The following is a 16252-nucleotide window of genomic DNA, read 5'->3' on the forward strand; positions in this document are numbered from 1 at the left end:
AGGTTCGAAATAATCGGAGGGATCGTAGGGAGGAGACCAAACGATGTCAACGGTCAAATCGCCACCCACACAACGAGTCGTGGATGTCATTACCGCACTGGCTGATTCACCATCGGCTAGTACGCTGACCGAATTGGCACGCGCCTGTGCGATCACGACGTCGACGTGCTCTTTGCTACTGCATGATCTGGAACAGCGCGGGTGGGTGCATAGACGCGAGGACCGGCGTTACGCCCTAGGGAGTGGACTACTCCCGGTGGTTCACGGCCTACGGCGGCAGCACCCGCTGCTAGACAAGGGCCGCGACGCATTGCTGTTCCTCCACGAGATGCTCGGCGCGGCATGTTCGTTGTCGAAGATCGGTTCACGGAACATCTCAGTGATCGATGCGGTGGGGCACCCCAGCGATGCCGAACTCGACCTCGGGCAGCGCTTTCCCATCGACCCTCCATTCGGATTGGTGGCCATGGCATGGCGCGACCAACCGGCCGTAGACCAGTGGCTGCGCGAGGTCGAACCGCGGCTGACACGCGCGGACATCGACCAGCACGTGCACGTACTCGCCGACATCCGAGAGCGCGGCTACGGCGCGTGGCGCTTCGACAACAATCATCCCGGCCTGCATGAACGGTTGACAGCGATGCTCGAGTCCGTCGACTCAACGTCTCGGCTCGCTCGACAGCTCACCACCCTCATGACCATCGTCAGCCTACAGTCGGTAACCGCGACCCTTGAAAGTGAGCTTTCGACAACGGAATTCGTAGTGCTGCCGATATTCGGGCGAGATCGCCAGCCTGAATATCAGATTCAGATCCATCTCGGGCAAAACAATGCACTCTCGCTCCAGCACCTGAACGAGACACTTGAGCGCGTGCAGGCCCGACTAGTGCCCGCACTGTGAATCACCGCGCGATGATCGCGCTGCCGAGCACCTCGTCACCCTCGGCGTCCGGCCGGTACAGCACCACCGTCTGCCCGGGCGCCACACCGCGCAGGGCGGTACGCAGCCGGACATGAATACGCTCGGCTCCCGGTTCGACAACCGCGTCGACCACCGAACCGTGCGCCCGAACCTGAACCTGGCACTCGATGGGCCCGGCGGGCACCTGCCCCGAGGTCCACACCACCGGCTCTCCCCCGAATTCCCAAATCTCGAGATCCTCAACGGTTCCCACTCGAACGGTGGCCGTGTCGGCATCGATCGATGTGACGTATCGGGGACGGCCGTCGGCGGCAGGGCCTACCAGCCCGAGCCCCTTGCGCTGCCCGATGGTGAACTCGTGTACCCCCGCATGGGTGGCCAACACGCTGCCGTCGGCGTCCACCACATTCCCGCGACGCACGCCGATGCGCGCACCGAGGAAAGCCTGGGTGTCTCCGGAAGGAATGAAGCAGATGTCATGGCTGTCCGGCTTGTTCGCGACAAGCAGTCCGCGCTGCTCGGCCTCGGCACGGATATCGGGCTTGGGACTATCGCCCACGGGGAACAGCGCGCGGCTCAGCTGCTGCGGCGTGAGCACCCCGAGCACATAGGACTGGTCCTTGTCCGCGTCGACCGCACGGCGCAGCCTGCCGTCCTGCAACCGCGCGTAGTGACCGGTGGCCACGGCATCGAAGCCCAGCGCGATGGCGCGGTCGGCCAGCGCCGCGAACTTGATCTTCTCGTTGCACTTCACACACGGATTGGGGGTGCGCCCCTCGGCGTAGGCCTCGACGAAGTCGTCGATGACGTCTTCTTTGAATCGATCGGCGAAATCCCATACATAGAAGGGGATTCCGAGCATGTCGGCAACGCGGCGGGCATCGGCGGCGTCCTCTTTCGAGCAGCATCCCCGCGATCCGGTGCGCAGTGTGCCGGGTGCCGCCGACAGCGCCAGGTGCACGCCGACAACATCGTGTCCGGCATCCACCATGCGCGCAGCCGCAACCGAGGAGTCCACTCCCCCGCTCATGGCGGCCAGCACCCTCATGACCGGCCTCCGGCGCTGGCCAGGGCAGCGGCCCGGGCGCGCGGAACAGCGACCTGCAGCGCCTCGACAGCACGGGTCACATCCGAGGCCACGGAGGTGTGGCCGAAGCTGAATCGCAGCGATCCACGCGCGGCTTCGGGGTCGATACCCATCTCGATGAGCACATGCGAAGGCCGCGCGACGCCCGCCGTGCACGCCGAGCCGGTGGAACACTCGATGCCGTTGGCGTCCAGCAACATCAGCAGCGAATCGCCCTCGCATCCGGCAAAGGTGAAATGCGCGTTCCCGGGCAATCTGCCGTTTCCGACAGCACCGTTGAGCACGGAACCCTCGATCTGGGTCAGCACCTGATCGATCAGCTCGTCCCGAAGCTTTTTCAGTGTCGCGGAACCCTCACACCGTTCGGAGACGGCCTCGACAAGCGCGGTCGACATCGCCACGATCGCCGCCGTGTCGGGCGTGCCCGAACGGATGTCACGTTCGTGGCCACCACCGTGAAGCAATGGAACACAAGCGGTTTCACGCCGCAGGAGCAGTGCACCGACCCCCATCGGGCCGCCGAACTTGTGTGCGGCCACACTCATTGCCGACAGTCCGCTGAGGGCGAAATCGATATCGAGCTGGCCGACCGCACCGATGGCATCGCTGTGCATCGGAATATCGAACTCGGCAGCGATGGAAGCCAACTCGCAAATGGGGTTGATGGTGCCGACCTCGTTGTTGGCCCACATCACCGTGATGAGTGCGACGTCGTCGTGGTCGGCGAGGGCCGCGCGCAGTGCCGCGGCCGTGACGGTGCCGGCATCATCCACCGGCAGCCACGTCACGTCAGCTCCCTCGTGGTCGGCGAGCCACTGCACCGCATCGAGGACCGCATGATGCTCGACGGCGCCGGCGATGACGCGAGTTCGTCGCGCATCGGCATCGCGACGTGCCCAGTAGATGCCCTTGATGGCGAGATTGTCGCTTTCGGTACCGCCGGCGGTGAAGATCACCTCGGACGGTCGGGCGCCCAGGGCCGCGGCGATCGACTCCCGCGATTCCTCGACCCGGCGCCGGGCATCACGCCCGGACCCGTGCAGCGAGGCGGCGTTCCCGGTCTGGGCCATGGTGGCCGCCATCGCCTCGATGGCGGCGGGGCGCATCGGGGTGGTTGCGGCATGGTCCAGGTAGACCGCACCTTCAGCTGGGGTTCGAGCAGCAGACATAACGCATCCAGGATAGGTCCCACCCAGGTGGGCTCGTCCAATCGCGTCAGGCTGCGATCGGTTCCGGGTGCTCCGGGTGGCTGTGGAGCTGCGGGGTTCGGTCACCGGCACGAACGGCCGCCTCGCAGCGACTGGCCAGATCACGACGGCTCTCACCGGGCAATTGCAGCCCCGCCACCTGGATATGCGCCACTGTCATCCGTGTCGCCGTGAGGCGGCGAATGGAGGCCATCAGGGTGTCTTCGCCCACATAAGCCGGAACGGTCGACAGCTCGCCACCGGGGTAGTGATACGTCAGCCGCAACGGCTGCACCGGCCGCTGCGCGTCGATGGCGGCCTGGAACATCGCGGGGCGGAACGATCCGTACGCGCGACCGCACCAGGTGGTGCCCTCCGGGAACGCCACCACGGTCTGACCGGCCTGAAGACGGGTCGCGACGGTGTCAACCACCCGCGGCAGGGTGCGCAGGTTTCCTCGCTCGATCGGGATGACCCGCATCATCCGGGCGATGACGCCTAAACCGGGCCAATCAATCAGATCTGCCCGGGCCACGAACGAGCCCGGGAGCACGGCGCCGATGGCGAAGACATCGACCCAGGACACATGGCCCGCGACCACCAGGGAACCCCGGATATCGCGGATCGGACCGCCGGATACGGAAATGCGGACGCCCAGGCAGCGCAGCATCAACCGGCAGTATCCGCGCTGCCAGCGCACCCGCCCGGGAAGTGGTATTCCCAGCAGCGGCGCAAAGGTGAGCAACGTGATCGCCATCGCGATGCGCGTCGTGGTTCGCAGGGTCCGTGTGAGCCGCCCTGGTTCGTCGATGGTGTTGGCCCGCATGCAGCTGTCGTCACAGGTTGCCTTCGGCAGCCAGGCGTGAGCGAATTCGGGTGCCATCGTTACTCCTGGCCGGCCGCCGCGCCGATTTCCGACGCCGCACCAACGGACCTCAGCCGTTTGAGATAACGGACATCGGCTTCGTCCTTGTTGAGCAATGCCATGAAGTCGGCCACACCGAAGTCGGGATCGTGGGCGGGTTCTCCGAGGACCTTCGCGCCGAGCCGCAGATATCCACGCATCAACGCGGGAACCTGCACTTTGGCGGGCGGCTTGATGTCGTCGAGCCCCATCCCGTCGACAACGACCGGGTTGTAGGGGCGCACCGTGTGTTCCGGCGCGGCGGCGTGCCGCTTCATCACGAAGTCGCGCACGGCACGCACCTGGCTGCCGGGTGCGTGTTCGGGGTTGTCCTGCATGGGAACCGAGATGCATCCGGTGACGTAGGTGTAGTCGCAACGGTCCAGGTAGGCCAGAATTCCGGCCCACATCAGCAGCACAACCGCGCCGTTGCGGTGATCGCCCCGAACCACGGCGCGTCCCATCTCCACCAGCTGGGGTCGCAACGCGTCGAGCCCACTGATATCGAATTCCGTTGCGCTGTAAAGCCCTCCGGCGGCAATGGCGCCGGGCGGGGGCAGCATCCGGTAGCAGCCCACCACGTCACCCGAGGTGTCCTCACGCACCAGCAGGTGATCGCAGTGCTCGTCGAAACGGTCGGCGTCGCGTCCCTCGAACGCTGCCGGGGTGCTCGCGAGCTGGAATCCGGGCTCGCTGCTAAACACGTCGTATCGAAGCCGTTGTACGGCATCGATATCGGCGGGATCGTTCGACAGCAGCAGGGTGTACCGAGGACCCGGTAGGGCACCTCCGGCACCCTCCGCTACGTCTGAGATGGATTGATCTGCGGCGATGAGAACTGAAGCGGTACTCATGACTGCGAGATTCGCCGAGTTATGCGGCGGAACGGCATCGGAAGCGTGTCGTGTCCATGCACGATCCGTTAATTGCGGCGTTCAGTACACCAAATGCGTGCTTGCGCCAGTGAATCCCTAAGGCAAACAGGGAGCTAACAGACGCTACGCGGACACTCGCTCCCCGCCGCACGGGAGCAGTTCCTTCCCCATCGACCAGCACCAACATCACTCACCGGGTTTGCGCTTCATGGTGACAACGAACCGCGGCGGGAGTCGGTGCGGCGGCGCAGCGCGATTACCGGCGGGCGATCCAGTCGGCGAATCTCGTCCGCACCAGCACCCCGTCATCGCCGGTGACCAGACTGAAGTCATCCACAGGCGTCCCGAAATAGGTAGCACTCGGGTCGACCACCACCGGTTTGTCGTCACCACGCGCGTCAAGCACTGCCTGCGCCATCTCGGCGAACGAAATCTTCTCCGGTCCACCGATATTGATGATGCCGTTGCGCGGCTCGGCCTCCGCGGCCTGGGCCACCTGTGCGGACACATCGTCTGCGGCGATCAGCTGAATACGGGCGTCGGGCACACGAACCTCGTCGCCGACGACCAGTGTGTCGGTGATGGACTCTGCGAACTCCTGGAACTGAGTGGCCCGCACGATCGTGTATGGCAGTCCGGATTCGATGATGATGTTTTCCTGCGCCACTTTCGCCCTCATGTACCCACTGTCCGGCAGACCATCCGCACCGACAATGGAGAGTGTGACGTAATGACCGACACCGGTCTGGTTCGCCGCATCAACGAGATTGCGCGCCGCGGCAGTGAAGAAATCCATCACCGGCCCGTCCTCGAAAGACGGAGAATTGACAACGTCGACAACCACATTCGATCCAGTGAGCGCGTCCACCAAACCGTCGCCCGTCAACACATTCGCGCCAGCGGATAGCGACGCCGCCACCACTTCATGACCGTCGGCGATGAGCAAAGAAACCACCCGCGAACCGATTTGACCGGTGGCACCAACAACCGTGATTTTCATTGTGCGATTACCTTTCTCGTCTCGCATACAACAGTCGCAGCTCGGCGCCGGATTGGGAAACGTTCCGCCATTTAATCTGCTGTCTCGGCCCCAGCGCTGACGGCGCGGCGAGCACTAGGCCGGAACTCGCGAACGTAGTTCGTTCGCGATCTTCTGCAGGGTGTCCTCGGTCTCGGGTGGACCGGTGAGCATGGCCACCGCCAATGTGTCGCGGGATCCGCCGGAGGTCGAGGCAAAGGCGCATGTCATCGCGATCCGGACCACGCGCATGCCGTTTCCGAGGGCTCCTGTCATCCGGGCATAAGACGTGACATCGTCGATCGGCTTCCAGGCTTGAGCATCGACCGGTAGTTTCGCACGCACCTTGTCCTGGGCCGCCTTCACGCATCCGTCGGCGCACCGACTGGAACCGATCCAGCCCGCCGCTCCACCAACGTTGGCCTCGTCCATGCACGTGATGCGCTTGTCCAGCGGTTTGTTCTCGGTGTGCAGACACCCCCACCCCTTGGGCAGGTTGAAGTCGAACGCTATGTACGAGGGCATCGAGATGGGCTGGAGTTTCTCGCCCGGCCCGTACGTCGCGCCCCCGAGTGGCCCCGTGGACCCGTTGGGAGGCGGGATCACCCCGGAGGTCGGCGCGGGAGGCACCGGCGTCCGCGTCATCGGGGACTCTCCCGGGGCCATGACGGCAAAACCCACGATGTTGCGCTGAGACCCGACGGAGACGATGCCAATCACCAACCCCAGCACAACCGTGCCCAGAAACGCCGAAAGGACTACCCAGGGCGCTCGACTCGGTGGTCGAGGCTCTGGATAGTCCAGTGGCATACCGTCAGCCGCCCCCTGAGGTTGGATGTCGCCGGCGTGGCGGCTCCAGGGCTCCATGGGGTTATTTAGCCCTTGCGAGCCTTCACGGCCTCAGTGAGCTGCGGTGCGACGTTGAACAGGTCACCCACCACACCGAAGTCGGCGATCTCGAAGATCGGTGCTTCTTCGTCCTTGTTCACCGCGACGATGGTCTTCGAGGTCTGCATGCCAGCGCGGTGCTGGATGGCGCCGGAGATACCCAGCGCGACGTACAGCTGCGGCGACACGGTCTTACCGGTCTGACCCACCTGGAACTGACCCGGGTAGTACCCGGAGTCCACCGCGGCACGCGAGGCACCGACAGCGGCACCCAGAGAATCGGCGAGCTCCTCGACGACGCTGAACTTCTCGGCGCTACCGACACCACGACCGCCGGACACGACGATGTTGGCCTCAGTGAGCTCCGGACGGTCTCCACCGACCACCGGCTGACGCGAGGTCACCTTGGTGGCGTTCTCGGCGGGCGCGGGCACCTCAACGGCAACCTGCTCGCCCGCACCGGCGGCCGGCGCGGCCTCGACGGCACCCGGACGCACGGTGATGACCGGGGCGTCGCCGTTGGCCTGAGCCTCGACGGAGAACGCGCCACCGAAGATCGAGTGCAGAGCCTTGCCGCCCTCACGCACCTCGATGACATCGGTCAGCAGGCCCGAGCCCAGGCGTGCGGCCAGGCGTCCGGCCACCTCCTTGCCCTCGGTGGTCGCGGCGATCAGGATGCCTGCGGGGCTGGCGGTCTCGGCCAGGCTCGCCAGCAGGTCGACCTTGGGGGTCACCAGGTAGTTGTCGACGACGTCGGACTCGGCGACGTAGATCTTGGCGGCGCCGGCCTCCTTGAGACCGTCGATCAGCGGCGCGGCGGTACCTGCCGGACCGGCCACCACGGCCGAGGGCTCGCCCAGAACGCGGGCGGCGGTGATGAGTTCGGCGCTTACCTTCTTGAGCGCACCCTCTGAATGCTCAACGAGCACAAGTACTTCAGCCATAACTTTGCTTTCTCGTTTCTGTATTTAGGGAGTCTTAGATGATCTTTTGCGCAACCAGGAACTCGGCGACCTTGGTGCCGCCTTCGCCCTCGTCGGTGATCTTCTCGCCCGCGGTCTTGGCGGCCTTGGGAGTCGAGGACAGCACGGTCGAACCGGCGTTCGCGACACCCACCTCGTCGGCCTCCACGCCGATCTCGGCGAGGGTCAACACGGCAACTTCCTTCTTCTTGGCGGCCATGATGCCCTTGAAGGAGGGGAAGCGGGGCTCGTTGATCTTCTCGGTGACGCTGACGATGGCCGGCAGAGTGGCCTCGACCTCGAACACACCCTCGTCGGTCTCGCGCTCGCCCTTGACGACGCCGCCCTCGACGGTCAGCTTGCGCAGGTGCGTGAGCTGCGGCAGACCCAGGTACTCGGCGATGATCGCGGGAATGGCACCGGACCGGCCGTCGGTGGCCTCGTTACCGGCGATAACCAGCTCGACACCCTCGACCTGACCCAGCGCGCGGGCCAGGGCCCAGCCGGTCTGGATGGCATCGGACCCGTGCAGGCCCGGGTCGAGCAGGTGAACTGCCTTGTCGGCACCCATGGACAGCGCCTTACGGATGGCCTCGGTGGCCTTCTCCGGGCCTGCCGACACGACGGTCACGACCGAGTCGCCACCCTCGCGCTCCTTGATGAGCAGCGCTTCCTCGACGGCACGCTCGTTGATCTCGTCGAGTACCGCGTCGGCGGCTTCCCGGTCGAGCGTGAAGTCACCGTCGGTGAGCTTGCGCTCCGACCAGGTGTCTGGGACCTGCTTGATCAGGACCGCAATGTTCGTCATAAGTCTCCGATCGTCCTTCCTCTTCGCTGTCTGCCAGCGGTGTGCTGGCCATCTGCTGCGTGGTGGTTCCGCGCGCACCCGTACTACGCCAGTCGCACTGTCACGTTTCGTGACTAATCCGGCGAACAAAGTTACTCACGGGTAATATACGGAGTTCGCCCGTACACCATAGCCGGTTCACCCCTGGTTTCCGGCCTGTGATCTGGGCCACCAGTATTAAGACACGGCGTTCACCCGATAGCCTGCCAAACGATGAACTCGCACCTGACCGACCCGCACCCGGCTGACCCTCTTCGCGCAAGCGGCTCATCAGCCGATGACCCGGACGCCTTGGCGCTGACCGGGGAGCGAACCGTGCCCGGGATCGCCGAGGAGAACTACTGGTTCCGCCGCCACGAAGTGGTGTACGAGCGGCTCAGCGGCCTCTGCGCAGAACGCAGGGTGCTCGAGGCGGGCAGCGGCGAGGGCTACGGCGCCAACATGCTGGCCGGCGTGGCCGAGCACGTCATCGGGCTGGATTACGACGAGTCCGCGATTGCGCACGTGAAGGCCCGGTATCCCCGTGTGGACATGCGCGCCGGAAATCTGGCGGACCTGCCACTCACCGATGGTGCGGTGGATGTGGTGGTGAACTTCCAGGTCATCGAGCACCTGTGGGACCAGGGGCAGTTCATCCGCGAGTGCGCCCGCGTGCTCAGCCCCGGCGGCTCCCTTCTAATCAGCACCCCGAATCGCATCACCTTCTCCCCCGGGCGAGATACCCCGCTGAATCCGTTCCACACTCGCGAGCTGAATGCCGCCGAACTCACCGAACTTCTTGTGGAAAACGGCTTTTCGGTGGACGGTGTTTACGGTGTCTTTCACGGGCCACGGCTTCGCGAGCTCGACGCCAAATACGGCGGTTCGATCATCGATGCGCAGATCGAGCGTGCGGTCGCCGGCGCGCCGTGGCCACAGGATCTGCTCGCGGACATCGCAGGTTTGACCACCGAGGATTTCGAAATCATCGACGCGGGGGAACGCGACATTGACCAGAGTCTGGATCTGGTTGCCATTGCGGTGATTCCGTGACGGAGAAGGTTCCTGGGCTGTTCACCATGGTGCTGCATACGCACCTGCCATGGCTTGCCAACCACGGGCGCTGGCCGGTTGGCGAGGAATGGCTGTATCAGTCCTGGTCGGCTTCCTACCTCCCGTTGTTCAAGGCGCTTCGGACGCTGGCGGCCGAGGGCCGGGAAAACCTGATCACTCTCGGCATCACCCCGGTAGTGGCCGCACAGCTGGATGATCCACACTGCCTCACCGGGCTGCACAGCTGGCTGGCCAATTGGCAACTGCGCGCCTTCGAGGCTGCCACCATCACCAGTACCGACGCCGAACCCGGCACCGCCTCGAGCCCGGAGATGCTGCGCGCCTTCGGGGTCCGCGAATACCGCAGCGCCACAAACGCTCTCGATGAGTTCGATCAGTACTGGCGACATGGTGGCAGCGGGCCGCTGCGCAGCCTCATCGATGCAAGGGCGATTGAGCTGCTGGGCGGTCCCCTCGCCCATCCATTCCAGCCGCTACTGCACCCCCGGCTGCGCGAGTTCGCCCTGCGCGAGGGATTGGCCGATGCCGCACAGCGTTTCGGGCATGCACCGACCGGCATCTGGGCGCCGGAATGTGCCTACGCCCCGGGCATGGAGGAGGGTTACGCGGCCGCAGGGGTCAACCACTTCATGGTGGACGGGCCATCTTTGCAGGGAGACACCTCACTGGGCCGTCCGGTGGGCGACTCAGATGTGGTGGCGTTCGGGCGCGATCTGACGGTCAGTTACCGGGTGTGGTCACCGAAGTCCGGCTATCCCGGCCATGCCGCCTACCGCGACTTCCACACCTACGACCATGACACCGGCCTTAAGCCCGCGCGGGTTACCGGACGCAATGTGGCACCGGAAGCCAAGGCGCCGTACGACCCCGAGCGTGCCGACGGAGCCATCGACGTCCATGTCCGCGACTTCGTGGATACCGTGCGCCAGCGCCTGATCGCCGAGTCCGACCGCATCGGGCGGCCCGCGCATGTCATCGCGGCGTTCGACACCGAACTGTTCGGCCATTGGTGGTACGAGGGACCGATGTGGCTCGAACGTGTGCTTCGCGCCCTGCCCGAGGCCGGAATCCAGGTGGGCACCCTGGAACAGGCTCGCGAAGGTGGATACGTGGGCAAGCCTTTCGACTTGCCTGCCAGCTCATGGGGTTCCGGTAAGGACTGGCATGTGTGGAACGGCGAGAAGGTGGCCGATCTGGTGCAGCTGAACACCGAAGTGGTCGACACCGCCCTCACCGCGGTGGACAAGGCACTCAACGAACAACCCGCACCGCACACCCGTAACCGGGTAGCCGATCAGATCCTGCGTGAGGCACTGCTGACCGTGTCCAGCGACTGGCCCTTCATGGTCAGCAAGGACTCGGCGGCCGACTACGCGCGCTACCGCGCGCATCTGCACGCGCACGCCACCCGCGAGATCGCCGCGGCACTGGCCAGTGGACGGCACGATGCCGCCATCCGTTTGGCCGACGGTTGGAACCGTGCGGACGGGCTGTTCGGCGCGCTTGATGCCCGGAGGCTGCCACGATGAACAAGACCGTCGCGCGAGAGGCTCATCAATGAGAATTCTGATGGTTTCGTGGGAGTACCCACCGGTGGTCATCGGCGGGCTGGGCCGGCATGTGCATCACCTGTCCACCGAGCTGGCCGCGGCCGGGCATGACGTGGTGGTACTCACCCGGCGCCCATCAGGTACCGATCCGGCGAGTCACCCGACATCCGACGAGATGTCCGAAGGCGTCCGGGTGGTGGCGGCTGCCGAGGATCCACACGATTTCGATTTCGGCACCGACATGATGGCCTGGACTCTGGCCATGGGACATGCGATGGTCCGCGCCGGATTGGCCTTGGGCCTCAAGGGTTCCGGCGATTGGCGGCCCGACGTCGTCCACGCCCACGATTGGCTGGTGGCACACCCCGCGATCACCCTCGCCGAGCATTTCGACGTGCCCCTGGTATCGACGTTGCACGCCACCGAGGCCGGCCGGCACAGCGGCTGGGTCTCGGGACGCATCAGTCGACAGGTGCATTCGGTGGAATGGTGGCTGGCCCGCGAATCGGACTCGCTGATCACGTGCTCTGCCTCGATGCTCGATGAAGTGACCGAGCTGTTCGGACCGGAGCTGCCACAAGTTCACGTCATCCGAAATGGCATCGACGTCACCCGCTGGGTGTTCGCTCCCCGACTGCCTTCCGACGGCACGGCACCGGTGCTGCTTTTCGTCGGGCGACTTGAATACGAAAAGGGCATCCACGATGCCATCGCGGCGCTGCCCAAGATCCGGCGCGCGCACCCGGGAACCGTGTTGGCGGTCGCCGGTGATGGCACTCAACAGGATTGGCTCCTCGAGCAGGCGCGTAAACACAAGGTCGTCAAGTCCGTGCAGTTCCTGGGCAACCTGGACCATGAGGGGCTGTTGCAGTGGCTGCACCGCGCCGACGCCATCGTGCTGCCCAGCCACTACGAGCCATTCGGCATCGTGGCGCTCGAGGCTGCCGCCGCGGGCACTCCCCTTGTCACATCCAACGTCGGCGGGCTCGGCGAGGCCGTCATCGACGGCGCGACCGGCTTGTCCTTCACGCCGCGCGATGTGGCGGGAATCGCGGATGCCGTCAAACGCACCCTCGATGACCCGGCCGGTGCCGCCGAACGTGCCGTAGCGGCGCGCGCACGTCTTACCGCGGACTTCGACTGGGCGACTGTCGCCGACGAAACCGCTCAGGTATATGTGGCGGCCAAGCGTCGCGAACGGGAACCGTTCGGCCGCAGCGTAATCGTCGAGCGTCCGCTGCCGGACCGGTAGAGAGGCCCCTAATGACCGCCCATACTCAGGCCAACTACGACACCGATGCGGCGGCCCTGGCGACGAAGCTGTTCGAGTCCGACCCCCAGTTCCGGGCCGCACGGCCTGACCCGGAGGTCATGGATTCTCTGCTGGTGCCCGGCCTGCGGTTGTCACAGGTGCTTCACGCTCTGCTGACCGGCTATGCCGAACGCCCGGTGATGGGCTTCCGGTCCCGTGAATCGGTCACCGACCCCGCCACCGGTCGCACCGTTGATCGATTGTTGCCCGCCTTCGAAACCATCACCTACGGACAGCTTCTCGACAACATCTCGGCGATTCTCGCCGAGTGGCAGCACGGCGAGAATCGCATTGGTGCCGATGACTTCGTGGCCACCATCGGCTTCTCCAGCCCCGATTACGTCACCCTGGACCTTGCCACTCTCATGAACGGGTCGGTGTCGATTCCACTGCAACACAACGCATCGGTGACCCAGCTGCGCATGATGCTGGAGGAGACCAGTCCGCGGCTGGTGGCGGCGAGCGCCGACTGTCTGGACCTGGCGGTAGAGGCGGCATTGGGGCTCACCGATCTGCAGCGGGTGGTGGTGTTCGATTACCGGCCCGACACCGACGATCATCGTGAGAAGCTCGCCGCCGCAAGGGAGCGTCTACAGGCTGCCGGCATGCGGGTCGTCGTCGAGCCGCTTGCGGAGGTTATTGCGAACGGCCGGCGGCTGCCCGAGCCCGTGCTGTACACCGCCGGAGACGACCAGCGCACGGCGCTGATCATGTACACCTCCGGCAGCACCGGCGCCCCCAAGGGAGCCATGTTCACCGAGTGGACCGTGACCCGCTTCTGGTCTTCGGGCGCGGCCCCCAACCGGGATACCCCAATCATCAACGTCAACTTCCTGCCGCTCAACCACCTCGCGGGCCGAGTGGGACTACTGACCGCCTTCATCCCCGGCGGCACCTGCTATTTCGTTCCCGAAAGCGATCTATCGACGCTCTTCGAGGACTGGCAGCTGGCCCGCCCCACACACATGGGCGTGGTACCGCGGGTAGTCGACATGCTGTTCCAGCACTACCAGACACGTGTTGACGCGCTCATCGCCGAGGGCGCCGAGGCCGCGTCGGCCGATCGCACAGCCAAAGCCGAACTGCGCGAGGACGTGCTGGGTGGGCGCGTGGTGGCCGGCATGCTCGCGACGGCACCGTTATCCCCTGAGATGAAGACCTTCCTGGAATCCTCTCTCAACTTCCACCTGCTCGACCTGTATGGCCTCACCGAGGTCGGCGGCGTGTTCCGGGACGGCAAGATCTCTCGTCCGCCGGTGCTCGACTACAAACTCATCGATGTCCCCGAACTCGGGTACTACACCACCGACAAGCCCCATCCGCGTGGCGAATTGCTGGTGAAGAGCGCCACCGCGACGCCCGGGTATTACAAGCGGCCCGATGTCACCGCCGAGGTCTTCGACGCCGACGGTTACTACCGGACCGGCGACGTGATGGCGGAGATCGCCCCCGACGAGCTGGTATACGTGGATAGGCGTAACAACGTCATCAAACTTGCCCAGGGTGAGTTCGTCGCGGTGGCGAATCTGGAAACGGTGTACGTCGGTGCACCGCTGGTCCGCCAGATATTTGTCTACGGGAACAGCGAACGCGCGTATCTGCTCGCGGTGATCGTGCCCACCGAGGAAGCCTTACGCGCCCACCCGGACCCCGTCGACCTGAAGAACTCGATCCGGGAATCGCTGCAGCGGACCGCACGCGTCAGTCATCTGCATTCGTATGAGCTTCCCGCCGACTTCATCATCGAGACCACGCCGTTCAGCATCGAGAGCGGCATGCTCGCGGCCGTCGGTAAGCCGATACGCCCCAAGATGATCGAGCACTACGGCGATCGGCTCGAACAGCTCTATGCCGACCTCGCCGAAGCCCGCGTCCAAGAGCTGCGACAGCTGCGCGATACCGCGCAGCAGCGACCGGTCATCGAGACCGTCACCGAGGCGGCCCAGGCGCTGCTCGGCATGTCTTCGGACGCGGTGCGTCCGGACCACCATTTCATCGATCTCGGTGGAGACTCCCTGTCGGCGTTGACCTTTTCAAACCTGCTGCGCGATCTATTCGACGTCGAGGTGCCGGTCGGCGTGATCACCGGACCCGCCGCTGATCTGCGCAAGCTCGCCGCCTACGTCGAGGGCGCGAGAGAAAGCGGTGCCGCCACCGCGGCCAGCGTGCACGGCTCAGATGTGACTGTCATCAACGCGAACGAACTCACTCTCGACAAGTTTATTGATGCCGAAACACTCAGCAGTGCAGCGGAACTGGAGCGATTCTCCGGCGCGGTGGGCACAGTCCTGCTCACCGGCGCCAACGGCTACCTCGGAAGATTCCTCTGTCTGGAGTGGCTGCAGCGACTGGCCCAGTCCGGTGGCCAGCTGATCTGCCTGGTCCGCGGTGATGATGACGACGACGCCCTGGCTCGCCTCGAGGCCGCGTATGGCCACACCGATCAGGCGCTGCTCGATGAATTCCGCGCGCTGGCCCGGCGGCACCTGCGAGTAATAGCCGCCGATATCACCCAGCCACGTCTGGGCATTGACGACGCTACCTGGGAGCAGTTGGCTCGCGAAGTCGACAAGATTGTCCATCCCGCCGCCCTGGTGAACCACGTACTGCCCTACAACCAGTTGTTCGGCCCCAATGTTCTTGGCACCGCTGAGGTTATTCGGCTGGCGCTGACGACGCGGATCAAGCCGGTGACCTATCTGTCGACAATGGCGGTCGCGATGGCGGTGCCCGATTTCGACGAGGACGGGGACATTCGCACGGTCAGCCCCATTCGGCATATCGGCCCGGGCTACGCCAACGGCTATGCCAACAGCAAGTGGGCGGGCGAGGTGCTGCTACGCGAGGCGTACGACCTATGTGGTCTGCCGGTCAGTGTCTTCCGCTCCGACATGATCCTCACCCACCGCCAGTACAGCGGTCAGCTCAACGTCACCGATGCCTTCACCCGCATGCTCCTGAGCCTGGTACTGACCGGAATCGCACCGCGCAGCTTCTATCAAGGTGACGGCGACGGCTCCCGCCCCCGGGCCCATTACGAGGGCCTGCCAGTAGATTTCGTCACGGAGGCGATCACCACCCTGGGGCTGGCCAACTCCGAGGGATTCCGTTCATATGACGTGATGAACCCGCACGATGATGGCATCTCGGTGGACACCTTCGTGGATTGGCTTGTCGAAGACGGCCACACCATCGACATCATCGACGACTACGACGAATGGCTGTCGCGTTTCGAGACGGCGCTAAGAGGTCTGCCGGACGACCAACGGCGCAGCTCGGTTCTTCCGCTCCTGGATGCCTACCGCACCCCGGGCCGCCCGCGCCGCGGCGCCGATACTCCCACCGATCAGTTCCGAAAAGCGGTGCAGAACTACAAGATCGGAAGCGACGATGACAGCGCCGACATTCCACATATCGACCACGCGCTCATCACCAAATACATATCGGACCTGCGGGCACACGGGTTGCTCTGAACGCGCGCCTGGGGATCAGGTGTGGCTGTTGAGATATCCCCCGCGCCGGAAGTACTCGTGACCGCTGTGCTCGTTGCCGTCGGCGTCTCGGATGCGGGTGATCACCAGCCCGCGGTTACCCACGCGGTAGGCATCAGCGCCACACACCACGACCCCGCCTTCTTCTTGCACGAT

The 16252-nt window shown here is 64.9% G+C and carries 13 protein-coding genes and 1 pseudogene; 5 read left to right on the forward strand and 9 right to left on the reverse strand.

Going from position 1 to position 16252, the window contains the following annotated elements; translation table 11 throughout:
• Positions 1–43: 43 nt before the first annotated feature.
• The gene (locus AOT87_RS16805) at positions 44–901 is read left to right on the forward strand and encodes a helix-turn-helix domain-containing protein (protein ID WP_046254284.1); all 858 of its coding nucleotides are present in this window, start codon (positions 44–46) and stop codon (positions 899–901) included.
• A gap of 1 nt (position 902) precedes the next feature.
• Here AOT87_RS16805 and mnmA read toward each other — a convergent pair whose 3' ends face one another.
• The 8 genes from mnmA to AOT87_RS16845 all read right to left on the reverse strand — a co-directional run bounded on the left by mnmA (position 903) and on the right by AOT87_RS16845 (position 8651).
• Positions 903–1970 (reverse strand): tRNA 2-thiouridine(34) synthase MnmA, encoded by a 1068-nt coding sequence (gene mnmA / locus AOT87_RS16810; protein WP_057966949.1) that lies wholly within the window; start codon positions 1968–1970, stop codon positions 903–905.
• Positions 1967–3178 carry a cysteine desulfurase family protein gene (locus tag AOT87_RS16815; protein ID WP_057966948.1) on the reverse strand — a complete coding sequence of 404 codons (1212 nt, stop codon included), beginning with the start codon at positions 3176–3178 and terminating at the stop codon, positions 1967–1969. Before AOT87_RS16815 ends, mnmA begins: the two co-directional genes overlap by 4 nt.
• Positions 3179–3224: 46 nt before the next feature.
• Positions 3225–4079 carry a lysophospholipid acyltransferase family protein gene (locus AOT87_RS16820; protein WP_030094151.1) on the reverse strand — a complete coding sequence of 285 codons (855 nt, stop codon included), beginning with the start codon at positions 4077–4079 and terminating at the stop codon, positions 3225–3227.
• 2 nt (positions 4080–4081) lie between these two features.
• Positions 4082–4954, reverse strand: coding sequence for a GNAT family N-acyltransferase (locus tag AOT87_RS16825; protein WP_046254288.1), 873 nt, complete (start codon positions 4952–4954; stop codon positions 4082–4084).
• Positions 4955–5231: 277 nt separating this feature from the next.
• Positions 5232–5975 (reverse strand): SDR family oxidoreductase, encoded by a 744-nt coding sequence (locus AOT87_RS16830; protein ID WP_057968172.1) that lies wholly within the window; start codon positions 5973–5975, stop codon positions 5232–5234.
• Positions 5976–6089: 114 nt separating this feature from the next.
• The gene (locus tag AOT87_RS16835) at positions 6090–6860 is read right to left on the reverse strand and encodes a hypothetical protein (protein ID WP_131727286.1); all 771 of its coding nucleotides are present in this window, start codon (positions 6858–6860) and stop codon (positions 6090–6092) included.
• An 8-nt stretch (positions 6861–6868) separates the two neighbouring features.
• Positions 6869–7825: an electron transfer flavoprotein subunit alpha/FixB family protein gene (locus AOT87_RS16840; RefSeq protein WP_057968170.1), complete on the reverse strand. Its 957-nt coding sequence runs from the start codon at positions 7823–7825 to the stop codon at positions 6869–6871.
• A 34-nt stretch (positions 7826–7859) separates the two neighbouring features.
• A complete protein-coding gene (locus tag AOT87_RS16845) occupies positions 7860–8651 on the reverse strand; it encodes an electron transfer flavoprotein subunit beta/FixA family protein (protein ID WP_005056735.1) in 792 nt (263 codons plus the stop codon).
• A 252-nt stretch (positions 8652–8903) separates the two neighbouring features.
• Here AOT87_RS16845 and AOT87_RS16850 point away from each other — a divergent pair, with 252 nt between their 5' ends.
• The 4 genes from AOT87_RS16850 to car are packed head-to-tail and all read left to right on the forward strand — an operon-like array spanning position 8904 to position 16078.
• Positions 8904–9722: a class I SAM-dependent methyltransferase gene (locus AOT87_RS16850; protein WP_057968169.1), complete on the forward strand. Its 819-nt coding sequence runs from the start codon at positions 8904–8906 to the stop codon at positions 9720–9722.
• A 26-nt stretch (positions 9723–9748) separates the two neighbouring features.
• Entirely contained in the window at positions 9749–11272 is a 1524-nt protein-coding gene (locus AOT87_RS16855; RefSeq protein ID WP_046255915.1) for a glycoside hydrolase family 57 protein, read from the forward strand.
• A 28-nt stretch (positions 11273–11300) separates the two neighbouring features.
• The gene (locus AOT87_RS16860) at positions 11301–12545 is read left to right on the forward strand and encodes a glycosyltransferase family 4 protein (protein ID WP_030094161.1); all 1245 of its coding nucleotides are present in this window, start codon (positions 11301–11303) and stop codon (positions 12543–12545) included.
• Positions 12546–12556: 11 nt separating this feature from the next.
• On the forward strand, positions 12557–16078 hold the full coding sequence (car, locus tag AOT87_RS16865; RefSeq protein ID WP_057968167.1) for a carboxylic acid reductase: 3522 nt from the start codon (positions 12557–12559) through the stop codon (positions 16076–16078).
• A 15-nt stretch (positions 16079–16093) separates the two neighbouring features.
• Here car and AOT87_RS29385 read toward each other — a convergent pair.
• A pseudogene (locus AOT87_RS29385) lies at positions 16094–16252 on the reverse strand (methionyl-tRNA formyltransferase); the annotation flags it as partial.

Origin of the sequence: Mycobacteroides sp. H003, assembly GCF_001440135.1 — a bacterium.
Classification (GTDB): domain Bacteria; phylum Actinomycetota; class Actinomycetes; order Mycobacteriales; family Mycobacteriaceae; genus Mycobacterium; species Mycobacterium gwanakae.

Excerpts from the sequence above, each read along its gene's own strand:
- AOT87_RS16805 (WP_046254284.1), top strand. The coding sequence starts at position 44 with ATGTCAACGGTCAAATCGCCACCCACACAACGAGTCGTGGATGTCATT.
- mnmA (WP_057966949.1), bottom strand. The coding sequence starts at position 1,970 with ATGAGGGTGCTGGCCGCCATGAGCGGGGGAGTGGACTCCTCGGTTGCG.
- AOT87_RS16815 (WP_057966948.1), bottom strand. The coding sequence starts at position 3,178 with ATGTCTGCTGCTCGAACCCCAGCTGAAGGTGCGGTCTACCTGGACCAT.
- AOT87_RS16820 (WP_030094151.1), bottom strand. The coding sequence starts at position 4,079 with ATGGCACCCGAATTCGCTCACGCCTGGCTGCCGAAGGCAACCTGTGAC.
- AOT87_RS16825 (WP_046254288.1), bottom strand. The coding sequence starts at position 4,954 with ATGAGTACCGCTTCAGTTCTCATCGCCGCAGATCAATCCATCTCAGAC.
- AOT87_RS16830 (WP_057968172.1), bottom strand. The coding sequence starts at position 5,975 with ATGAAAATCACGGTTGTTGGTGCCACCGGTCAAATCGGTTCGCGGGTG.
- AOT87_RS16835 (WP_131727286.1), bottom strand. The coding sequence starts at position 6,860 with ATGGAGCCCTGGAGCCGCCACGCCGGCGACATCCAACCTCAGGGGGCG.
- AOT87_RS16840 (WP_057968170.1), bottom strand. The coding sequence starts at position 7,825 with ATGGCTGAAGTACTTGTGCTCGTTGAGCATTCAGAGGGTGCGCTCAAG.
- AOT87_RS16845 (WP_005056735.1), bottom strand. The coding sequence starts at position 8,651 with ATGACGAACATTGCGGTCCTGATCAAGCAGGTCCCAGACACCTGGTCG.
- AOT87_RS16850 (WP_057968169.1), top strand. The coding sequence starts at position 8,904 with ATGAACTCGCACCTGACCGACCCGCACCCGGCTGACCCTCTTCGCGCA.
- AOT87_RS16855 (WP_046255915.1), top strand. The coding sequence starts at position 9,749 with ATGGTGCTGCATACGCACCTGCCATGGCTTGCCAACCACGGGCGCTGG.
- AOT87_RS16860 (WP_030094161.1), top strand. The coding sequence starts at position 11,301 with ATGAGAATTCTGATGGTTTCGTGGGAGTACCCACCGGTGGTCATCGGC.
- car (WP_057968167.1), top strand. The coding sequence starts at position 12,557 with ATGACCGCCCATACTCAGGCCAACTACGACACCGATGCGGCGGCCCTG.